14 protein-coding genes are annotated in these 15,631 nt (G+C 75.5%); 6 read left to right on the top strand and 8 right to left on the bottom strand.

All coding sequences use genetic code 11. The features are described 5' to 3' along the window. Positions 1-81 precede the first annotated feature (81 nt). A complete protein-coding gene (locus MODMU_RS06630; protein WP_014739430.1) occupies positions 82-1,098 on the bottom strand; it encodes a M23 family metallopeptidase in 1,017 nt (338 codons plus the stop codon). Positions 1,099-1,376: 278 nt separating this feature from the next. Between MODMU_RS06630 and MODMU_RS06625 the strand changes: the two genes are divergently transcribed. The 3 genes from MODMU_RS06625 to MODMU_RS06615 all read left to right on the top strand — a co-directional run bounded on the left by MODMU_RS06625 (position 1,377) and on the right by MODMU_RS06615 (position 4,882). Next, the gene (locus MODMU_RS06625; protein WP_014739429.1) at positions 1,377-2,558 is read left to right on the top strand and encodes a zinc-dependent alcohol dehydrogenase; all 1,182 of its coding nucleotides are present in this window, start codon (positions 1,377-1,379) and stop codon (positions 2,556-2,558) included. 155 nt (positions 2,559-2,713) lie between these two features. Next, positions 2,714-3,952, top strand: coding sequence for an MFS transporter (locus tag MODMU_RS06620; RefSeq protein ID WP_014739428.1), 1,239 nt, complete (start codon positions 2,714-2,716; stop codon positions 3,950-3,952). A gap of 39 nt (positions 3,953-3,991) precedes the next feature. Continuing rightward, entirely contained in the window at positions 3,992-4,882 is an 891-nt protein-coding gene (locus MODMU_RS06615) for an oxidoreductase (RefSeq protein WP_041796101.1), read from the top strand. Positions 4,883-4,988: 106 nt separating this feature from the next. On the opposite strand, the gene MODMU_RS06610 is transcribed toward MODMU_RS06615, so the two are convergent. Genes MODMU_RS06610 through MODMU_RS06600 form a run of 3 tightly spaced genes read right to left on the bottom strand, consistent with a single transcriptional unit; the run spans position 4,989 to position 8,138 of the window. Next, positions 4,989-6,206 carry an MFS transporter gene (locus MODMU_RS06610; RefSeq protein WP_014739426.1) on the bottom strand — a complete coding sequence of 406 codons (1,218 nt, stop codon included), beginning with the start codon at positions 6,204-6,206 and terminating at the stop codon, positions 4,989-4,991. Next, complete coding sequence (locus MODMU_RS06605) at positions 6,203-6,808, bottom strand: TetR/AcrR family transcriptional regulator (protein ID WP_051143940.1); 606 nt, start codon at positions 6,806-6,808, stop codon at positions 6,203-6,205. The genes MODMU_RS06610 and MODMU_RS06605 overlap by 4 nt, the downstream gene beginning before the upstream one ends. 1 nt (position 6,809) lies before the next feature. Beyond that, positions 6,810-8,138 carry a D-arabinono-1,4-lactone oxidase gene (locus tag MODMU_RS06600; protein WP_014739424.1) on the bottom strand — a complete coding sequence of 443 codons (1,329 nt, stop codon included), beginning with the start codon at positions 8,136-8,138 and terminating at the stop codon, positions 6,810-6,812. A 109-nt stretch (positions 8,139-8,247) separates the two neighbouring features. Here MODMU_RS06600 and MODMU_RS06595 point away from each other — a divergent pair, with 109 nt between their 5' ends. The 3 genes from MODMU_RS06595 to MODMU_RS06585 all read left to right on the top strand — a co-directional run bounded on the left by MODMU_RS06595 (position 8,248) and on the right by MODMU_RS06585 (position 12,209). Then, positions 8,248-9,468 carry an amino acid deaminase/aldolase gene (locus MODMU_RS06595; RefSeq protein WP_014739423.1) on the top strand — a complete coding sequence of 407 codons (1,221 nt, stop codon included), beginning with the start codon at positions 8,248-8,250 and terminating at the stop codon, positions 9,466-9,468. A 132-nt stretch (positions 9,469-9,600) separates the two neighbouring features. Further along, positions 9,601-10,578, top strand: a complete 978-nt coding sequence (locus tag MODMU_RS06590; protein WP_014739422.1) for a glycosyltransferase family 2 protein — start codon at positions 9,601-9,603, stop codon at positions 10,576-10,578. Then, positions 10,575-12,209, top strand: a complete 1,635-nt coding sequence (locus MODMU_RS06585) for a GMC family oxidoreductase (RefSeq protein WP_014739421.1) — start codon at positions 10,575-10,577, stop codon at positions 12,207-12,209. Before MODMU_RS06590 ends, MODMU_RS06585 begins: the two co-directional genes overlap by 4 nt. A 69-nt stretch (positions 12,210-12,278) precedes the next feature. On the opposite strand, the gene MODMU_RS06580 is transcribed toward MODMU_RS06585, so the two are convergent. From MODMU_RS06580 to MODMU_RS30285, 4 genes are all read right to left on the bottom strand, one after another. Then, positions 12,279-13,898: an ABC-F family ATP-binding cassette domain-containing protein gene (locus MODMU_RS06580; RefSeq protein WP_014739420.1), complete on the bottom strand. Its 1,620-nt coding sequence runs from the start codon at positions 13,896-13,898 to the stop codon at positions 12,279-12,281. Positions 13,899-14,034: 136 nt separating this feature from the next. Further along, complete coding sequence (locus MODMU_RS06575; protein WP_014739419.1) at positions 14,035-14,451, bottom strand: DUF1801 domain-containing protein; 417 nt, start codon at positions 14,449-14,451, stop codon at positions 14,035-14,037. A 153-nt stretch (positions 14,452-14,604) separates the two neighbouring features. Continuing rightward, positions 14,605-15,321 (bottom strand): 2OG-Fe(II) oxygenase family protein, encoded by a 717-nt coding sequence (locus MODMU_RS06570; RefSeq protein ID WP_051143939.1) that lies wholly within the window; start codon positions 15,319-15,321, stop codon positions 14,605-14,607. Then, complete coding sequence (locus tag MODMU_RS30285) at positions 15,231-15,569, bottom strand: 2-oxoglutarate and iron-dependent oxygenase domain-containing protein (RefSeq protein WP_051143938.1); 339 nt, start codon at positions 15,567-15,569, stop codon at positions 15,231-15,233. The genes MODMU_RS06570 and MODMU_RS30285 overlap by 91 nt, the downstream gene beginning before the upstream one ends. Positions 15,570-15,631 lie beyond the last annotated feature (62 nt).

The following is a 15,631-nucleotide window of genomic DNA, read 5'->3' as shown; positions in this document are numbered from 1 at the left end:
CGCACCGGGGCGATCCCCGACCTGACGGCCGGTGAGGCCCCCTCCCGCGGCCCGCGAGGGTGGTGAGGACGGAGTCCTTCCTCAGACCTGGACGCCGCGCTCGCGGAGCCACGGGAGCGGGTCGACCTTCTGCCCGTCGATCCCGCCCAGGCGCACCTCGACGTGCAGGTGGGGGCCGGTGGACTGCCCCTCGTTGCCCAGCAGGGCGATCGGGTCGCCCGCCCGGACGACCTGCCCCTCCGCAACGAGGATCTCCTGCATGTGGCCGTAGACGGTCACGTCGCCGTTCTCGTGCTGGACGTACACGGCCAGGCCGAAGCCGCTGGCCGCACCGGCGCGGACCACGACGCCGTCCATGACCGCGTACTCGGGCGTGCCGAGCGGGGCGGCGAAGTCGATCCCGGCGTGCAGCGTGCCCCACCGGTAGCCGAACCCACTGGAGAGCCGCGCGCCCTGCACGGGCAGCACCGCCTTGGGACGGGCCGCCTCCGCGGCGGCGGCCACCGCGGCCGCGTCGGCGTCGGCCTGGACCCGGGCAGCGGCGGCCTCGGCGTCCTCGCGCTCGGCCCGGCTGGCCACCATCTGCTGCAGCCGCGCGGTGGCGTCCTGCGCGCTGGCGGCGGGCTGCTCGGCCTGCACCATGCCGAGCTCCTCGGCGACGCTGACCGGCTCGTCGGCCTGGGCGACGGCTGGGGAGGAGTCGGTCGCGACCGCCGTGCCGGCGATGCCGGCCGCGCCGATCATCGCCGCGGCCAGGTAGAGCGCCGGGCGGCGGGTGCGGGTCGAGGGCTTGCGGTGCCGCGGCCCGTAACCGGCGGCGAGCGCGGCGGCCACGGCGTCGGCGCTGTAGGCCGGGCGGGCGGGGACGGCATCCTCGGCGAGGAGCCGGGGCGCCTCGGCGGAGGGCAGCGGCCAGACGTCCGGGAGGGCGGGGCCGTCACCCCCGACCGGCAGCGGCCAGGAGTCGAGCGCGGGCGCCTGGACCGGCACCTCGGGGGCTCGGGGCGACACGGCGGTGGTGGAGCCACCTGCCGTACCGGTGCGGATGCTGCGCACCGATCCGTCGTCGTCGAGCCGGGCGAGATGTTGCGGGTCCATGCACCTGTCTTCCGTCGGGCGGTCTGGCTCGGGCGGGGCCCATGTAAACACGCCGTGACCGGTTCGTGATCTGCGCGGACAGGGATGCACATGGGGTCAAGTGGGCGAGGTCACAACACTTCCTGCCAAACGAGCACCCTGCGTGACGGCACAGTTCCTGGCAGGTCGTGACTGCAACGCGCCGTGACGGGTAGGAGCGAGGAACGTCACGCCTAGGAGTTCGGCCTGCTGACCGACGCCGCGGCCGTCTCGAGCCCCCGAGAACGAGGAGCACCACCATGCGCGCAGTGACCTGGCACGGCCGCGACGACGTCCGTGTCGACACCGTCCCGGACCCCACCATCACCGACCCCACCGACGTGATCGTCGAGATCACCTCCACCGGCATCTGCGGCTCGGACCTCCACCTGATCGAGGTCATGGCGCCGTTCATGACCGTCGGCGACGTCATGGGCCACGAGCCGATGGGGATCGTGCGCGAGGTCGGCCCCGGCGTCACCGAGCTGCGGGCCGGCGACCGCGTCGTCGTGCCGTTCAACATCTCCTGCGGCACCTGCTGGATGTGCAACCAGGGGCTGCAGAGCCAGTGCGAGACGACGCAGAACCGCGAGCAGGGCTTCGGCGCCTCGCTGTTCGGCTACACGAAGCTGTACGGGCAGGTGCCCGGCGGGCAGGCCCAGTACCTGCGGGTGCCCTTCGGCAACACGCTGCCGATCAAGGTGCCCGAGGGCCCGGCCGACGACCGGTTCGTCTACCTCTCCGACGTCCTGCCCACCGCCTGGCAGGCGGTGCAGTACGCGAACGTGAAGCCGGGCAGCACGGTGTTGGTGCTGGGTCTGGGCCCGATCGGCGACATGGCCACCCGGATCGCCAAGCACCTCGGCGCCGCGCAGGTGCTCGCCTCCGACACCGTGCCCGAGCGGCTCGCCCGGGCCCGCGCCAACGGCATCGACGTCCTGGACTCGACCACCCAGGCCGACGTCGTCGCCTGGGTGCGGGACAAGACCGACGGCCGCGGTCCGGACGCCGTCATCGACGCGGTCGGCATGGAGGCGCACGGCTCCCCCGGCGCGAAGCTGGCCCAGAAGGCCACCGCGATCGTCCCGGACGCGGTGATGGAGAAGGTCATGCAGGTCGTCGGCGTGGACCGGATGGCGGCCCTCAACACCGCGATCGAGGCCGTCCGGCGCGGCGGCACCATCTCGCTGTCCGGCGTCTACGGCGGCGCGACCGACCCGATGCCGCTGATGCGGATGTTCGACAAGCAGATCGAGCTGCGCATGGGCCAGGCCAACGTGTGGCGCTGGGTGCCGGACATCCTGCCGCTGCTCACCGACGCCGACCCGCTGGGCGTGGACACCTTCGCCACGCACCACGTCCCGCTGGAGCAGGCGCCGCAGGCCTACGAGACCTTCCGGCAGAAGCAGGACGGCGCGGTGAAGGTGCTGCTGCAGCCCTGACCGACCTCGCGTCGCGGGCCGTGCCGGAGAGGCGCGGCCCGCGACGTGACGAGGTTCATGCCCGTCGGGTGCAAGGATCAGAGGCCCGCTCCTCTTGGCTGTGGTGGACGCCGACGTCCGCGTCCACCCCCTGCCCCACCTCGAGGAGCTCTGCCTTGCCCCGCGCCCTGCTCGCGCTCGCCATCGGTGCCTTCGGCATCGGCACCACCGAGTTCGTGGTGATGGGCATGCTGCCCCAGATCGCCGACGGGCTGGACGTCTCGGTCTCCGCCGTCGGGCTGCTGATCTCCGCCTACGCCATCGGGGTCGTCATCGGCGCCCCCACGCTGACCGCCCTCGGCGTGCGGTTCACCCCGCGGCAGACGCTGGTCGCGCTGATGGTGCTGTTCACCCTCGGCAACCTGCTGTCGGCCCTGGCGCCCAGCTACGGCTGGCTCGTCGCCGCCCGGGTGTTCGCCGCCCTCGCGCACGGGTCGTTCTTCGGGGTGGGCGCGGTCGCGGCCCGCCGCCTGGTGCCCCGGGAGAAGGCCACCCAGGCCATCTCGCTGATGATCACCGGGCTGACGCTGGCCAACGTCGTCGGTGTCCCGCTGGGCACCTTCCTCGCCCAGCAGCTCAGCTGGCGGCTGGTCTTCGCCGCGGTGGCCGCGATCGGCCTGGTCACCATCGCCGGCCTGCTGGCCTGGATGCCGACGGTCGCCGGCGAGCCGACCGACCTGCGCAGCGAGCTGGGCGCCTTCCGCCGGCGCGGGGTGTGGCTGGTGCTCGGCACGACGATGATCGGCTTCGCGGCGCTCTTCTCCGTCTACAGCTACGTCAGCCCGATCCTCACCGAGCTGGGCGGCATCCCCGAGGGCTGGGTCACCCCGGTGCTGGGCCTCTTCGGCGCCGGCACGACGGTCGGCACGCTGGTCGGCGGCCGGCTGGGTGACCGCTGGGGCATGTCGTTCGTGGCCGTCGGGCTGCTCGGCACCGCCGGCGCGCTCGCCGTCCTGGCGCTGGTGGCGCGCACCCCGGTCGCCGCGGTCACCGTGCTGGTCTTCTTCGGCATGCTCGCCTTCGCCCTCGGCCCGGTCGTGCAGAACCGGGTGATCGAGGCGGCCCGCGTGCCCGGCGGCAGCCTCGTGTCGGCCGCCAACCAGGCGGCCTTCAACGTGGCCAACGCGCTGGGGGCCGCGCTGGGCGCCGCCGCGCTGTCGGCGGGGCTCGGCTACACCGCGCCGATCTGGGTGGGCGCCGCGCTGGCCCTGGTCGGCACCGGGATCGCGGTGCTCACCATCCGGTCCGAGCGCCGCGAGCGCACCGCGCTGGCCTTCGCCGCCCGGGCCGACGTCGACAGGTGGCAGCGCGCCCTGGCGCCCGTCGCCGACGCCACACCCGCCGCCGTCCGCTGACCGTTTGACCGCCCCCGGGGGCGGGGGTAAGCCGTGGTCATGACGACGACGGCGGAGAAGTCCGGCCAGTTCACCCTCGGCGACCGCACGGTGCACCGCATCGGCTACGGCGCCATGCAGCTCGCCGGCCCCCACGTGATGGGCCCCCCGGCCGACCGGGACGGCGCCGTGGCGGTGCTGCGCCGCGCGGTCGAGCTGGGCGTGGACCACATCGACACCAGCGACTACTACGGCCCGCACGTGACCAACGAGATCATCCGCGAGGCCCTGCACCCTTACCCCGAGCAGCTGACCATCGTCACCAAGATCGGTGCCCGCCGGACGCCGGAGGGCGAGTGGCCGGAGGCGCTGGGCGCCGACGAGCTGCGGCAGGCCGTGCACGACAACCTCGACCACCTCGGCGTCGAGGCGCTGGACGTGGTCAACCTGCGGATGCCCGGGTTCGCCGAGCCGGTGCAGCGCTCGCTGGCCGAGCCGATGGAGACCCTGGCCGCGCTGCAGCAGGAGGGCCTGGTCCGGCACATCGGCGTCAGCAACGTGACCCCGCAGATGCTGGCCGAGGCGCAGGGCATCGCCCCGGTGGTCTGCGTGCAGAACCACTACAACCTGGTGCACCGGGCCGACGACCCGCTGGTCGACGCGCTGGCCCGGGAGGGCATCGCGTACGTGCCGTTCTTCCCGCTCGGCGGGTTCAGCCCGCTGCAGTCCGCAGCGCTGGAGTCGGTGGCCCGGACGCTGGAGACCACCCCGATGGAGGTCGCGCTGGCCTGGCTGCTGGCCCGCTCCCCCAACATCCTGCTGATCCCGGGCACCAAGTCGATCGGGCACCTGGAGTCCAACCTCGAGTCGGCCGCGCGGGTCCTCGGCCCGGTGGAGCTGGCCGAGCTCGACCGCATCGGCGGCGACGGCACCCTCGACCCCGACCTGTAGCCCCTCCCGGGGCTTTCGGTACCGAAAGCCCCGAGCTTCCGGTACCGAGAGCCCGGTTTCGGCGCCGAAACCCGTGCGGGGTTCGGCGCCGAAACGGGCACGGGGGTCAGCGGACGGTGCGGATGCGGGCGACCGACAGCGCGCCGAGGACGCTGACGACGCCGGCCAGCGCGAACAGGACGTCGTAGCCCCCGAGCTCGGCGATCACCAGGCTGGCCAGCAGCGGGGCGAGCGCCTGCGGGACCACCACCGCCACGTTCATCACCCCGAGGTCGCCGGCGACGGTGCGGGCGTCGGGCAGCACCTGGGTGACCAGCGCCTGGTCGACCGAGGTGTAGGCGCCGTAGCCCGCGCCCAGCAGCAGCCCGGCGACCAGCGCGCTCGGCCAGCTCGGCACGGCCACCAGCACCGCGCAGGCGAGCGCCTGCAGCACCGCGGCGCCGGCGACGAACACCCGCCGGCGCCCGGTGCGGTCCGACAGCAGGCCGCCGCCCCAGGTAGCCGCCACGGTGGCCAGCAGGTACACGACGGTGAGCACCAGCAGCGAGCCCTCGGGGTCGGCGACCCGCAGCCCGTCGGTGAGGAAGTACAGCAGGTACGTCGTCCCCAGGGCGTTGCCCAGGTTGACCAGCAGCCGCCCGCCGAAGGCCCAGGCGTAGTCGGGGTGCCGGCTGGGCGCGGCCCAGGTGGCCCGGACGGCGGCGGCCAGCGACTGCGGGCGCGCGACCGCCGGGGTGTCCCGGGCCCGCAGCAGCCACGGCAGCGCGGCGAGCAGCAGCAGCACGGCCAGCGCCGGGTAGCCGGCGTCCTCCCCCAGCCCGGTGACCAGGACCAGGCCGACGACGATGCCGAGCGCCTGCGGGCCGTAGACGGCGGCCGAGACGGCCCCGCGCTGCTCGGCCGGCACCTGGTCGGCGATGGTGGCGGTCAGCCCGGCCATCGCGGCGTACATCCCCAGCTGCGCCACCAGCCAGCCGCCGGCGACCCCGGCCACGCCGTCGGCGGCACCGGTCAGCAGCAGCCCGCCGACGTAGACCACCACCCCGGCCGCGACCCAGACCCGGCGCCGGCCGAACGGTGAGCGGGTGCGGTCGCACAGCGCCCCGAACACCGGCAGCGCGACCAGCGCGGCGATCCCGGCCAGCCCGTTGACCAGCCCGAAGTCGCGGACCTTGTGCGCCGGGTCCAGGTCGGCCAGCTGCAGCGGCAGGAGCAGCTGGACCGGGGCGAGCTGGGCCGCCCACAGCCCGAGCCAGACGAGTCCGAACCGGGCGGTCCAGGCCGCTCCGACCGACGGCGCGAGCGGCGCCGCGACCGGCCTCACCGGGCGAGCTCGGAGTGCTCGGCGACGAACAGGCCGACGGCGGCGTCCAGCACGGCCTGGGTGGCGGCGGTGTCCCGGTCGACCAGCCAGGTGGTCGTGGCCCCGTCGACCAGGGCGACCAGCAGGCGGGCGAGCTCGGGCACCGGCCGGCGCCAGGTCGCCCCGGTGGCCGCGGCCGCCTGCTCCAGCAGCCGGGTCGCCGCGGCGGTGTAGGCGCGGTACTGCTGCCGGGCCAGCGGCCGCAGCGCGGGGTCGCGGAGCGAGTGCAGCGCCAGCTCGAGCATCAGCTGCTCGGCGCCCGGCTCCCGCTCGAGGTGCTGCAGGTAGCCCGCGGCGGCCGCGCGCAGGCAGTCGGCCAGGCCGGCGCCCTCGGGCACCTCGGCGGCGGCCGCGGCCGACAGCTCGTGGCCGACCACCCGGTGCACCAGCTCGCGCAGCAGCTCGTCGCGGGAGGCGAAGGCGTAGTGGAAGCTGGCCAGCGACATCCCCGCCTCGGCGACGATCGCCCGGGTGGTGCCGGCGGCCAGCCCGTCGCGGGACATCACCCGCAGGGCGGCCTCGACCAGCGCGGCGCGGCGGGCGTCCGCCGGGAGCCGGGGCACGTCAGCGGCCGCCGGTCCGCGCCCGGGCCGGGCCGAGCACCCGGTCCAGGTGCGCGTTGCCGAACACGCCGGCGGGGTCCAGGCGGTCGCGCAGGGCGGTGAACTCACCGAAGCGCGGGTACCGGTCGGCCAGCGCGGCGGCGTCCAGGCCGTGCACCTTGCCCCAGTGCGGGCGACCGCCGACCGCGCCCGCGATCGCCTCGAAGGCCGCGAAGTACGCGCCCGGCTCGGTGCGCGCGGGCACGTGCACCGCGACGTAGGCGGTGTCCCGCTCGGAGGCGGTGGACAGCGGGACGTCATCGGCGGCGGACAGCCGCACCTCGACCGGGAACGGGACGCGCCAGTCGCTGCGGTCGACCACCCGGCGCAGCTCGCCGAGCACCTCGGCGGCCGCGGCCCGCGGGACGCCGTACTCCATCTCGCGGAACCGGACCCGGCGGCGGGAGACGAACACCCGGTGCGCGGCGTCGGTGTGCGTGCGGGGCGAGAGCGCGCGGGCGGAGACCCGGGCGAGCGGGCGCACCAGCGGCGGGGCGAGCCGACCGGCCCCGACGACCGCGGCCAGGCCGCCGTTGGCCACCACCTCGTCGTCCCAGACCGCCCGCCAGCCCGGCAGCGGGTCCAGCTCGGTGAGCGGCACCCGGGTGTTCCGCTTGGTCAGGCAGCGGTCGGTGTGCGGGAACCAGTAGAACTCGACGTGGTCGGTCGAGCTCAGGAAGGCGTCCACGTCGGCGAGCAGGCCGGTCAGCGACGCCGGCCCCTCCTCGGCGCGCAGCGCGAAGGCCGGCACCGCCTGCAGGGTGACCTCGCTGAGCACGCCGAGGGCACCGAGACCCACCCGGGCGGCGGAGAAGACGTCGGCGTGCTCGGTGGGCGAGCACCGCAGCACCGCACCGTCGGCGAGCACCAGCTCGCACGCCCGGACCTGGCTGGCCAGGCCGCCGAACGCGGCGCCGGTGCCGTGGGTGCCGGTGGACAGCGCGCCGGCGACCGTCTGCCGGTCGATGTCGCCGAGGTTGGTCAGCGCCCACCCCCGGGCCGCCAGTTCCGCGGTCAGCCGGTGCAGCGGCATCCCGGCCTGCACGGTGACCAGCCCGGAGTCGGTCACCCCGACCAGCCCGGCGTGCCGGTCGAGCACGAGCTGGACGTCCTCGGGCCGGCCGATGGCGCTGAAGGAGTGCCCGCTGCCGATCGGCCGTACGCGCCGCCCGGCCGCAGCGGCCGCGCGCACGGCCGCGGCGATCTCCGCGGTGCCCCGCGGGTGGACCGCGGTGAACCCGGCCGCCACCTGGTTGCCCGCCCAGTTGCGCCAGCGCTGCTCCTGCGGCACGGGTCCTCCTCCGGTCGTCGTCGCGCGGCAGCGTGCCGCCCGGGGGCACCCCGGTCAAGCGACTGGGACGCTTGACCCACTCGCCGTCCGACCAGGATGCTGCCGCACCATGACCCTCCCGCCCGGCAGCGACGCACCGACGGAACGGGCCCGGCTGGACGCCGCCACGGCCCACCTCGACCCGCCGCTGGCCGTGCTGGACCTCGACGCGCTCGACGCCAACGCCGACGACCTGGTCCGCCGCGCCGCGGGGCGCCCGGTCCGGGTGGCCAGCAAGTCGGTGCGCAGCCGGTCCGTGCTGCGCCGGGTGCTGGCCCGGCCGGGGTTCGCCGGCGTGCTCGGCTACAGCCTGGCCGAGGCGTTGTGGCTGGCCGGCGGCGACGACCCGGTCAGCACCGACGTGGTGGTCGGCTACCCGAGCGTCGACCGGGCAGCCCTGCGCCGGCTGGCCGCCGACGAGCAGGCCGCCGCCCGGGTGACGCTGATGGTCGACTCCCCCGACCAGGTCGACGTGCTGGACGCCGTCGCTCCTCCCGGCTCCCGGCCACCGGTGCGGGTCTGCCTGGACCTGGACGCCTCGTGGCGGCTGGGCCCGGCGCACGTCGGCGTCCGCCGCTCGCCGGTGCACACCGCCGGGCAGGCAGCGGAACTGGCCCGCGCGCTGGTCGCCCGGCCGGGGGTCGTGCTGGTCGGGGTGATGGCCTACGAGGCGCAGATCGCCGGCCTCGGCGACGCCCCGCCGGGGCGTCCGCTGCGCGGCCTCGCCGTCCGGGGGATGCAGCGGGCCTCGGGCCGGGAGCTGGCCGAGCGGCGGGCCGCGGCGGTGGCCGCCGTCCGGGAGGTGGCGGCGCTCGAGTTCGTCAACGGCGGCGGCACCGGCAGCCTGGAGCGGACGGCGACCGACCCCTCCGTGACCGAGCTGGCGGCCGGCTCCGGCCTCTACTCCCCCACGCTGTTCGACGCCTACCGCGCGTTCCGGGGCCGGCCGGCGGCCCTGTTCGCACTGCCGGTCACCCGGCGCCCCGCCCCGGGGACGGTCACCGTGGCCGGCGGCGGCTGGATCGCCTCGGGGCCGCCGGGGGCCGACCGGGTGCCGACGCCGACGTACCCGGCCGGGCTGCGGCTGGTCCCGACCGAGGGGGCCGGCGAGGTGCAGACGCCGCTGCGCGGGCGGGCGGCGGCGGGGCTGCGGACCGGTGACCGGGTGTGGTTCCGGCACGCCAAGGCCGGCGAGCTGTGCGAGCGGGTCGACGTGTTGCACGCCGTCCGGGGCGACGCGGTCACTGACGCGCTGCCCACCTACCGGGGCGAGGGTCACACGTACGGGTGACAGTCGCGACGGAGCGTCAGGAGATCTGTTGCTGATCGTCACTCGCTGCTAGCTTTCGGCACCGTCCTCCTCCGACGCCGCAGGTGGTCGCACGGCCCGAGCACCCGGGCGCCCCCGACCGAGAGAGAGACCATGCCTGTCGAGAAGAGCACCGCTCCGCTGGCCGACGTGGTGATCTGCACCTACACCGACGCCCGCTGGGACCTGCTGGAGCGGGCCGTCGCCTCCGTCCAGACCCAGTCGGTGGCGCCCGGGAAGATCCTCCTCTGCGTCGACCACAACGACGAGCTGCTCGAGCGCTGTCTGGCCACCTGGGGTCCGGGCACCGACCAGCCGGGGCCGCCGATCGAGGTCTTCCCGAACCGGTTCGCCGGGCGGCTGGGCTCCGCCCGCAACACCGCGGTCGAGCGGGTCACCGCCGAGGTGGTCGCCTTCCTCGACGACGACGCCGAGGCCGACCCGACCTGGCTGGAGACCCTCCTGTCGGTCTACGCCGAGGACGGCGCCGTCGCGGTCGGTGGCGCCCCGCTGCCCAACCACCAGATCGCCCGGCCGGGCTGGTTCCCGCACGAGTTCGACTGGGTGTTCGGCTGCCACTACGTCGGGCTGCCCGAGGTGCGCGAGCCGGTGCGGCACCTGATCGGCGCCAGCATGTCGGTGCGGACCGACGCGCTGCGCGCGGTCGGCGGCTTCCACTCCGACAAGCACGACGACATGGACCTCTCGCACCGGATCGCCGCGGCGCACGGGGCGGCGGCGGTCGTCTACGAGCCCAAGGCGCGCATCTACCACTTCGTCCACCCCGAGCGGCTGACCTGGGACTACTTCTGGCGGCGCTGCTACACCATCAACCGGGGCAAGGTCCGCGCCTTCTCCGACATGGGGGCGGCCGGCAACATCCGAGCGGAGCTGGAGTTCGCCCGCGCGATGGTCGGCAGCGTGGCCCGCAAGCTGCTGCGGGCGGCACGCGGCGACCGGGACGCCGGCCTGCAGGCGGCGGCGATCGTCGGCGGCCTGGCCGCGGCCGGGGTCGGGCACCTGCGCGGCCGGGTCGACCTGCGCACGGGCCGGCTCCCGGTCTCGCTGACCGTCGGCCTCGAACCGCGGTGACCCCCGCCGGAACGCACCTCGTCATCGGCTCGGGTGCCTCGGCGGCGATGGTGGCCTGGACGCTCGCCTGCCGCGGGGACCAGCAGGTGACCGTGCTCGACCTGGGCAGCCGGCTGGACGCACCCCGCACGGCCGCGCTCGCGCGGATGGCCGGCCGGGACGAGGCGTCCTGGCACCCGGTCGACCTGCAGCTGGTCACCGCCCGCACTGCCGGGGGCGGCCGCGCGGTGCCGCAGAAGCGGGTCTACGGGTCCGACCACCCGTTCCGGGACCTCGGCCAGGTGACCGGCATCCGCGGCGCACGGCCGGACACCAACACCGACGTCGTCTCCTCGGCCTACGGCGGGTTCACCAACCTGTGGGGTGCCCAGGCGATGCCCTTCTCGCCGGGTACGTTCCGCGACTGGCCGGTGTCCTGGGCGGAGATGGAGCCGCACTACCGGGCGGCCCTTCAGCAGGTGCCGCTGGCCGCCGAGGTCGACGACCTCGCCGGGTCGTTCCCGCTGCTGGCCCCCCGCAGCGGGCTGCCGCCGCTGGGCGCGCGCACCGAGGCGGTGCTGCAGCGCTACGCCGAGCACCGGACGGCGTTGCGGCGCCGCGGCGTGACCGTCGGCCGGGCCCGGCTGGCGTTCCGCGCGAACGACTGCACCCGGTGCGGGCTGTGCATGACCGGCTGCCCGCACGGGCTGGTCTACAGCGCCGCGCAGACCATGGACCGGGTCCGCCGACTGCCCAACGTCCGGTACGTCGGCGGGGTGCTGGTGGAGGAGGTCGGGCAGGACGACCGGGGTGCCGTGGCGCGGTTCCGCGAGCTGGCCACCGGCGAGCGCCACGAGCTGCACGCCGACCGGGTGTTCGTCGCCGCCGGGGCGATGGGCACGACCCGGCTGGTGCTCGGCTCGCTGCCCCAGCCGCCGGCGAGCGTGCGGATGGCCGAGTCGTTGCAGTTCGTGGTGCCGTTCCTCTCCCGCCGCGGCGTGGCCGACCCCCGCCGTCCGGACGCCCGGGACTTCACGCTCAACCAGTTCAACGTGCTGCTGTCCTTCGACGAGGACGACGTCGACACCGCGCACCTGCACGGCTACCCGTACAACCCGGCCTTCCTCGACGCGCTGCCCGGCCTGCTGCGCTCCCCGGCGCTGTCCGGGCTGACCACCGAGGTGCTGCGGCGGCTGACCGTCGGCTTCGGCTACCTGCCCTCCTGGGCGTCACCGGGGATCCGGGTGACCGCCCGGCGGGGTGCCGGCGGCCTGCCCGAGCTGGACCTCGTCCCGGAGGACACCGGGCGGCCGGCGATGCTCGGCCCGGTGCTGCGCCGGCTGGCCCGGATCGCACCGGCGTTGGACCTGTGGCCGCTGCTGACCCACGTCGCGGTCAGCGGTGCCGGCAAGAGCTACCACTTCGGCAGCACCTTCCCGCACCAGCAGCCGGGCGCGCGGGGCGGCACCGACCGGTGGGGCCGGCTGCCGGAGTGGGACCGGGTGCACCTCGTCGACGGCTCGGTCCTGCCGACCCTGGCCTCCACGACGTTCACGCTCACCGTGATGGCGAACGCGACCCGGATCGCCACCGAGGTCCTCGACGGCCGGGCGGCCGCGGCGTCCCCGTCCGCGGTGGAGTCCGCCCGCTGACGTGCCAGGCATAGGTACCTATGCATGCGTTCTGGGTGCCGAAACGCACGTATAGGTACCTGTGCCTGGTCAGCGGGCGCGCTGGACGCGGCCCTCGTCGAACACCGGCTCGGGCGCCTCGTAGACCCGCCCGTCGGACCCGAAGACCAGGAACCGGTCGAAGGTGCGGGCGAACCAGCGGTCGTGGGTGACGGTGATGACCGTGCCGTCGAACGCGTCGAGCGCCGCCTCCAGGGACTCGGCGCTGAGCACGTCCAGGTTGTCCGTCGGCTCGTCGAGCAGCAGCAGCGTGGCGCCCGAGAGCTCGAGCAGCAGCACCTGGAAGCGGGCCTGCTGACCGCCGGACAGCGACCGGAACAGCTGGTCGCCCTGCGCCGCCAGCCCGTAGCGGCGCAGCGTGGCCATCGCACGGCCGCGGTCCACGCCGGGCCGCCCCGGCTCGCCGTGCCAGAGCAGGTCGACGAGCGTGCGCTCCAGCCACTCCGGGTGCGCGTGGGTCTGGGCGAAGAACCCGGGGATCACGCGCGCCCCCAGCCGCCAGCCACCGGTGTGCGCGACGTCCTGGCCGGCCAGCAGCCGCAGGAAGTGCGACTTGCCCGCGCCGTTGGACCCCAGCACCGCGACCCGGTCGCCGTACTCGACCTCCAGGTCGAAGGGGCGCATCAGGCCGGCCAGCTCCAGCTGCTCGGCGACGACCACCCGCACGCCGGTGCGCCCGCCGCGCAGCCGCATGGTCACCGACTGGTCCGGCGGCCGCTCCGGTGGCGGACCGGCGGCCTCGTACCTGGCCAGCCGGGTCTGCATGGCGTGGTACCGCGCGGCCATGTCGGGTGAGTTCTTGGCCTGCTGCTGCAGCGTGCGGACCAGCTCGACGAGCCGGTCGTGCTCCTCGTCCCAGCGCTTGCGCAGCTCGGCCATCCGCTCGTGCCGGGCGGTGCGCGCCGCCGGGTACCCGGCCCAGCCGCCGCCGTGCACCCACGCCGTCCCACCCTCGACGGTGACCACCCGGTCGGCGACCCGGGCCAGCAGCTCGCGGTCGTGGCTGACGAACAGCACGGTCTTGCGGGTCTCCAGCAGCCGCTCCTCCAGCCACCGCTTGCCCGGCACGTCGAGGTAGTTGTCCGGCTCGTCGAGCAGCAGCACCTGGTCCGGGCCGCGGAGCAGGCACTCCAGCGCCAGCCGCTTCTGCTCCCCGCCGGACAGCGTGGTCAGCTCGCGGTACTTGCAGCCGTCGTAGGGGACGCCGAGCGCCGCGACGGTGACGGTGTCCCAGGTGACCTCGACGTCGTAGCCGCCGACGTCGCCCCAGTGGCCCAGCGCGTTCGCGTAGGCCATCTGCGCGGGTTCGTCGTCGACCTCCATCATCGCCAGCTCGGCGGCCTCCACGGCGTCCCAGGCCTCCCGGACGGCGGGCGGGGCGAGGTCGACCAGGAAGCGCTGCACGGTCGTGTCGTCGCGCACCGAGCCGATGAACTGCCGCATGATGCCGAGCCCGCCGACCAGCGCGACCGACCCGGCCTCGGGCACGAGGTCGCCGGAGATGATCCGCAGCAGCGTGGTCTTGCCGGCGCCGTTCTCGCCGACCAGCGCGGCGCAGGCGCCCTCCCCCACCCGGAAGCTGACGTCGTCGAGCAGCACCCGCCCGTCCGGCAGCGTGAGCCGGACCCCGGTGACGTCGACGTAGCCCATGCCGCCAGTCTCCCGGACCGGGCAACCGCCTTCCCGGGCGGCCGACCGTCCAGGCCCACTGAGCAGTTCTGGTCGCCGGGGACGGCGCGTCGGGGTGTGTCGGCGACCGGAACTGCCCACTCGGCGGAGGCGGGGGTCAGCCGCTGTAGGCGTTGCGCCCGTCGGCGGTGCTGGCGACGGCGTCCCGCACCAGCTGGTCCAGCGCCACGGTGTCGACCCGGTCCAGCGAGGTGAACCGGATGCAGCTCTTCCCGCAGGACACCTTGCCCAGCGCCGCGGCCCGGGACTCGGCGAGGTACTCCCCGTCGACCACGGCGCAGACGTACAGCGAGAGGTGCCGCTTCTGCGCCGCCAGGGCGAGGAGCGGCCACGTCGTGGTCTCCTTCGCCGACCTGGGCCGGTACGGCATCATCCCGTAGCCCAGCATCTGCCCCGACCCGACCGGCACCAGCTGGCGGTCGATCCCCGGCGCCGCGGCCTGCACCAGCGCGTCGACCCGGCGGAGCTCACCGGCCCGGTCACCGGCGGCTGCGAACCACTCGTCCACGTCCATGCCCAGGCCCTCCCGTCAGAGGACGGTGCCCAGCAGCACCGCACCGGCGGCCAGCAGCATCGCGGCCACGATGATCCCGGCGACCAGCCGCTGGCGCCGTCGTCCGTCCGGGCCCAGGTTGCCCATGCCCATCATGGGGAGCACGGTACGGCGTCAGCCGACGCTGACGGACCCGCTCCGGCTGCGCCGGAACCGACCGGCGGTCACCGGTTCGTACCGGGTCGGCCCGGCCGCCGGGGTGGGCAGCCGCTCGACCACCGTGCCCGGGTCGGCCTCGGCGCGGAAGGCCAGGTCCAGCAGCTCCTCGCCCGGCAGCTCCACCGGTGGCGGGAGCACCCGGTGCGGGGTGGAGCGCCACCGGTCGCCGGTCCACCGGGCGAGCAGGTCGCCGGCGTTGACCGTCAGGGCACCCGGCACGAACGGCGCGTCGACCCAGCACCCGTCCAGCGCGCGCACCTGCAGACCGCCGGAGCCCGGCTCGCGGTCCACCAGCGCCAGCGTGCCGGCATCGGTGTGCGGGCCGGCCCGCAGCTGCCCGGGCAGCACCGTGCCCACCTCCTGCCGGGCGGGGAACCGGTCGAGCTCGACGGTCCAGGTGTCCCCGGTGCAGCGGGACACGAAGAAGTCGTCGGCCAGGTCCAGCGCGAGGGCCGCCACCCGCAGCAGGTCCTCGGCCACCCCGGCGCAGGCGGCGGAGAACGCGGTCGCGGCGGGACGCAGCCCGGGCACCTCGGCCGGCCAGCTGTTCGGGGCGTACCACTCCTCCTCCACCGTCCCGGTCACCGCCGGTGGCGGCTGGTCGGCGCCGAAGGTGAAGGACTCCCGCAGGTCCGGCGGGCGCTCCGGGCCGTCCGGGCAGGCCGCCGGCACCCCGGCGGGACCCAGCCCCGGCCCCCGGGGACCCTTGAGAGCCGGGCCTTCCGCGCCGGGGGCAGCGCGAACAGCCGCCGGGCCTCCGCCCGCACCTGGTCGGCCAGGCAGGCGTCCACCCGGTGGCCGGTGAGGAGCAGGAAACCGGCCTCGCACAGCGCGCGGTCCACGTCGGTGGCCACCTGCCGCCGCCCGGCCGGGCCACCCGAGTACCAGGGGGCCAGGTCGACCAGCGGGACGGCGGACATCGGCTTCCTCTCCGGAGGGCGGGTCCCCGAACCTAGGGAGTGCTCGTTGCCACCGGATGACG

It is taken from the genome of Modestobacter italicus (assembly GCF_000306785.1).
Classification (GTDB): Bacteria; Actinomycetota; Actinomycetes; order Mycobacteriales; family Geodermatophilaceae; genus Modestobacter; species Modestobacter italicus.
Note: the sequence above shows the minus strand (reverse complement) of the source record. Positions and strands in the feature narration are given on the sequence as shown.

Coding starts and splice junctions, on each gene's coding strand:
- MODMU_RS06595 (WP_014739423.1), top strand. CDS start 8,248: ATGACCCTCCCGCCCGGCAGCGACGCACCGACGGAACGGGCCCGGCTG.
- MODMU_RS30285 (WP_051143938.1), bottom strand. CDS start 15,569: ATGTCCGCCGTCCCGCTGGTCGACCTGGCCCCCTGGTACTCGGGTGGC.
- MODMU_RS06575 (WP_014739419.1), bottom strand. CDS start 14,451: ATGGACGTGGACGAGTGGTTCGCAGCCGCCGGTGACCGGGCCGGTGAG.
- MODMU_RS06625 (WP_014739429.1), top strand. CDS start 1,377: ATGCGCGCAGTGACCTGGCACGGCCGCGACGACGTCCGTGTCGACACC.
- MODMU_RS06630 (WP_014739430.1), bottom strand. CDS start 1,098: ATGGACCCGCAACATCTCGCCCGGCTCGACGACGACGGATCGGTGCGC.
- MODMU_RS06580 (WP_014739420.1), bottom strand. CDS start 13,898: ATGGGCTACGTCGACGTCACCGGGGTCCGGCTCACGCTGCCGGACGGG.
- MODMU_RS06590 (WP_014739422.1), top strand. CDS start 9,601: ATGCCTGTCGAGAAGAGCACCGCTCCGCTGGCCGACGTGGTGATCTGC.
- MODMU_RS06615 (WP_041796101.1), top strand. CDS start 3,992: ATGACGACGACGGCGGAGAAGTCCGGCCAGTTCACCCTCGGCGACCGC.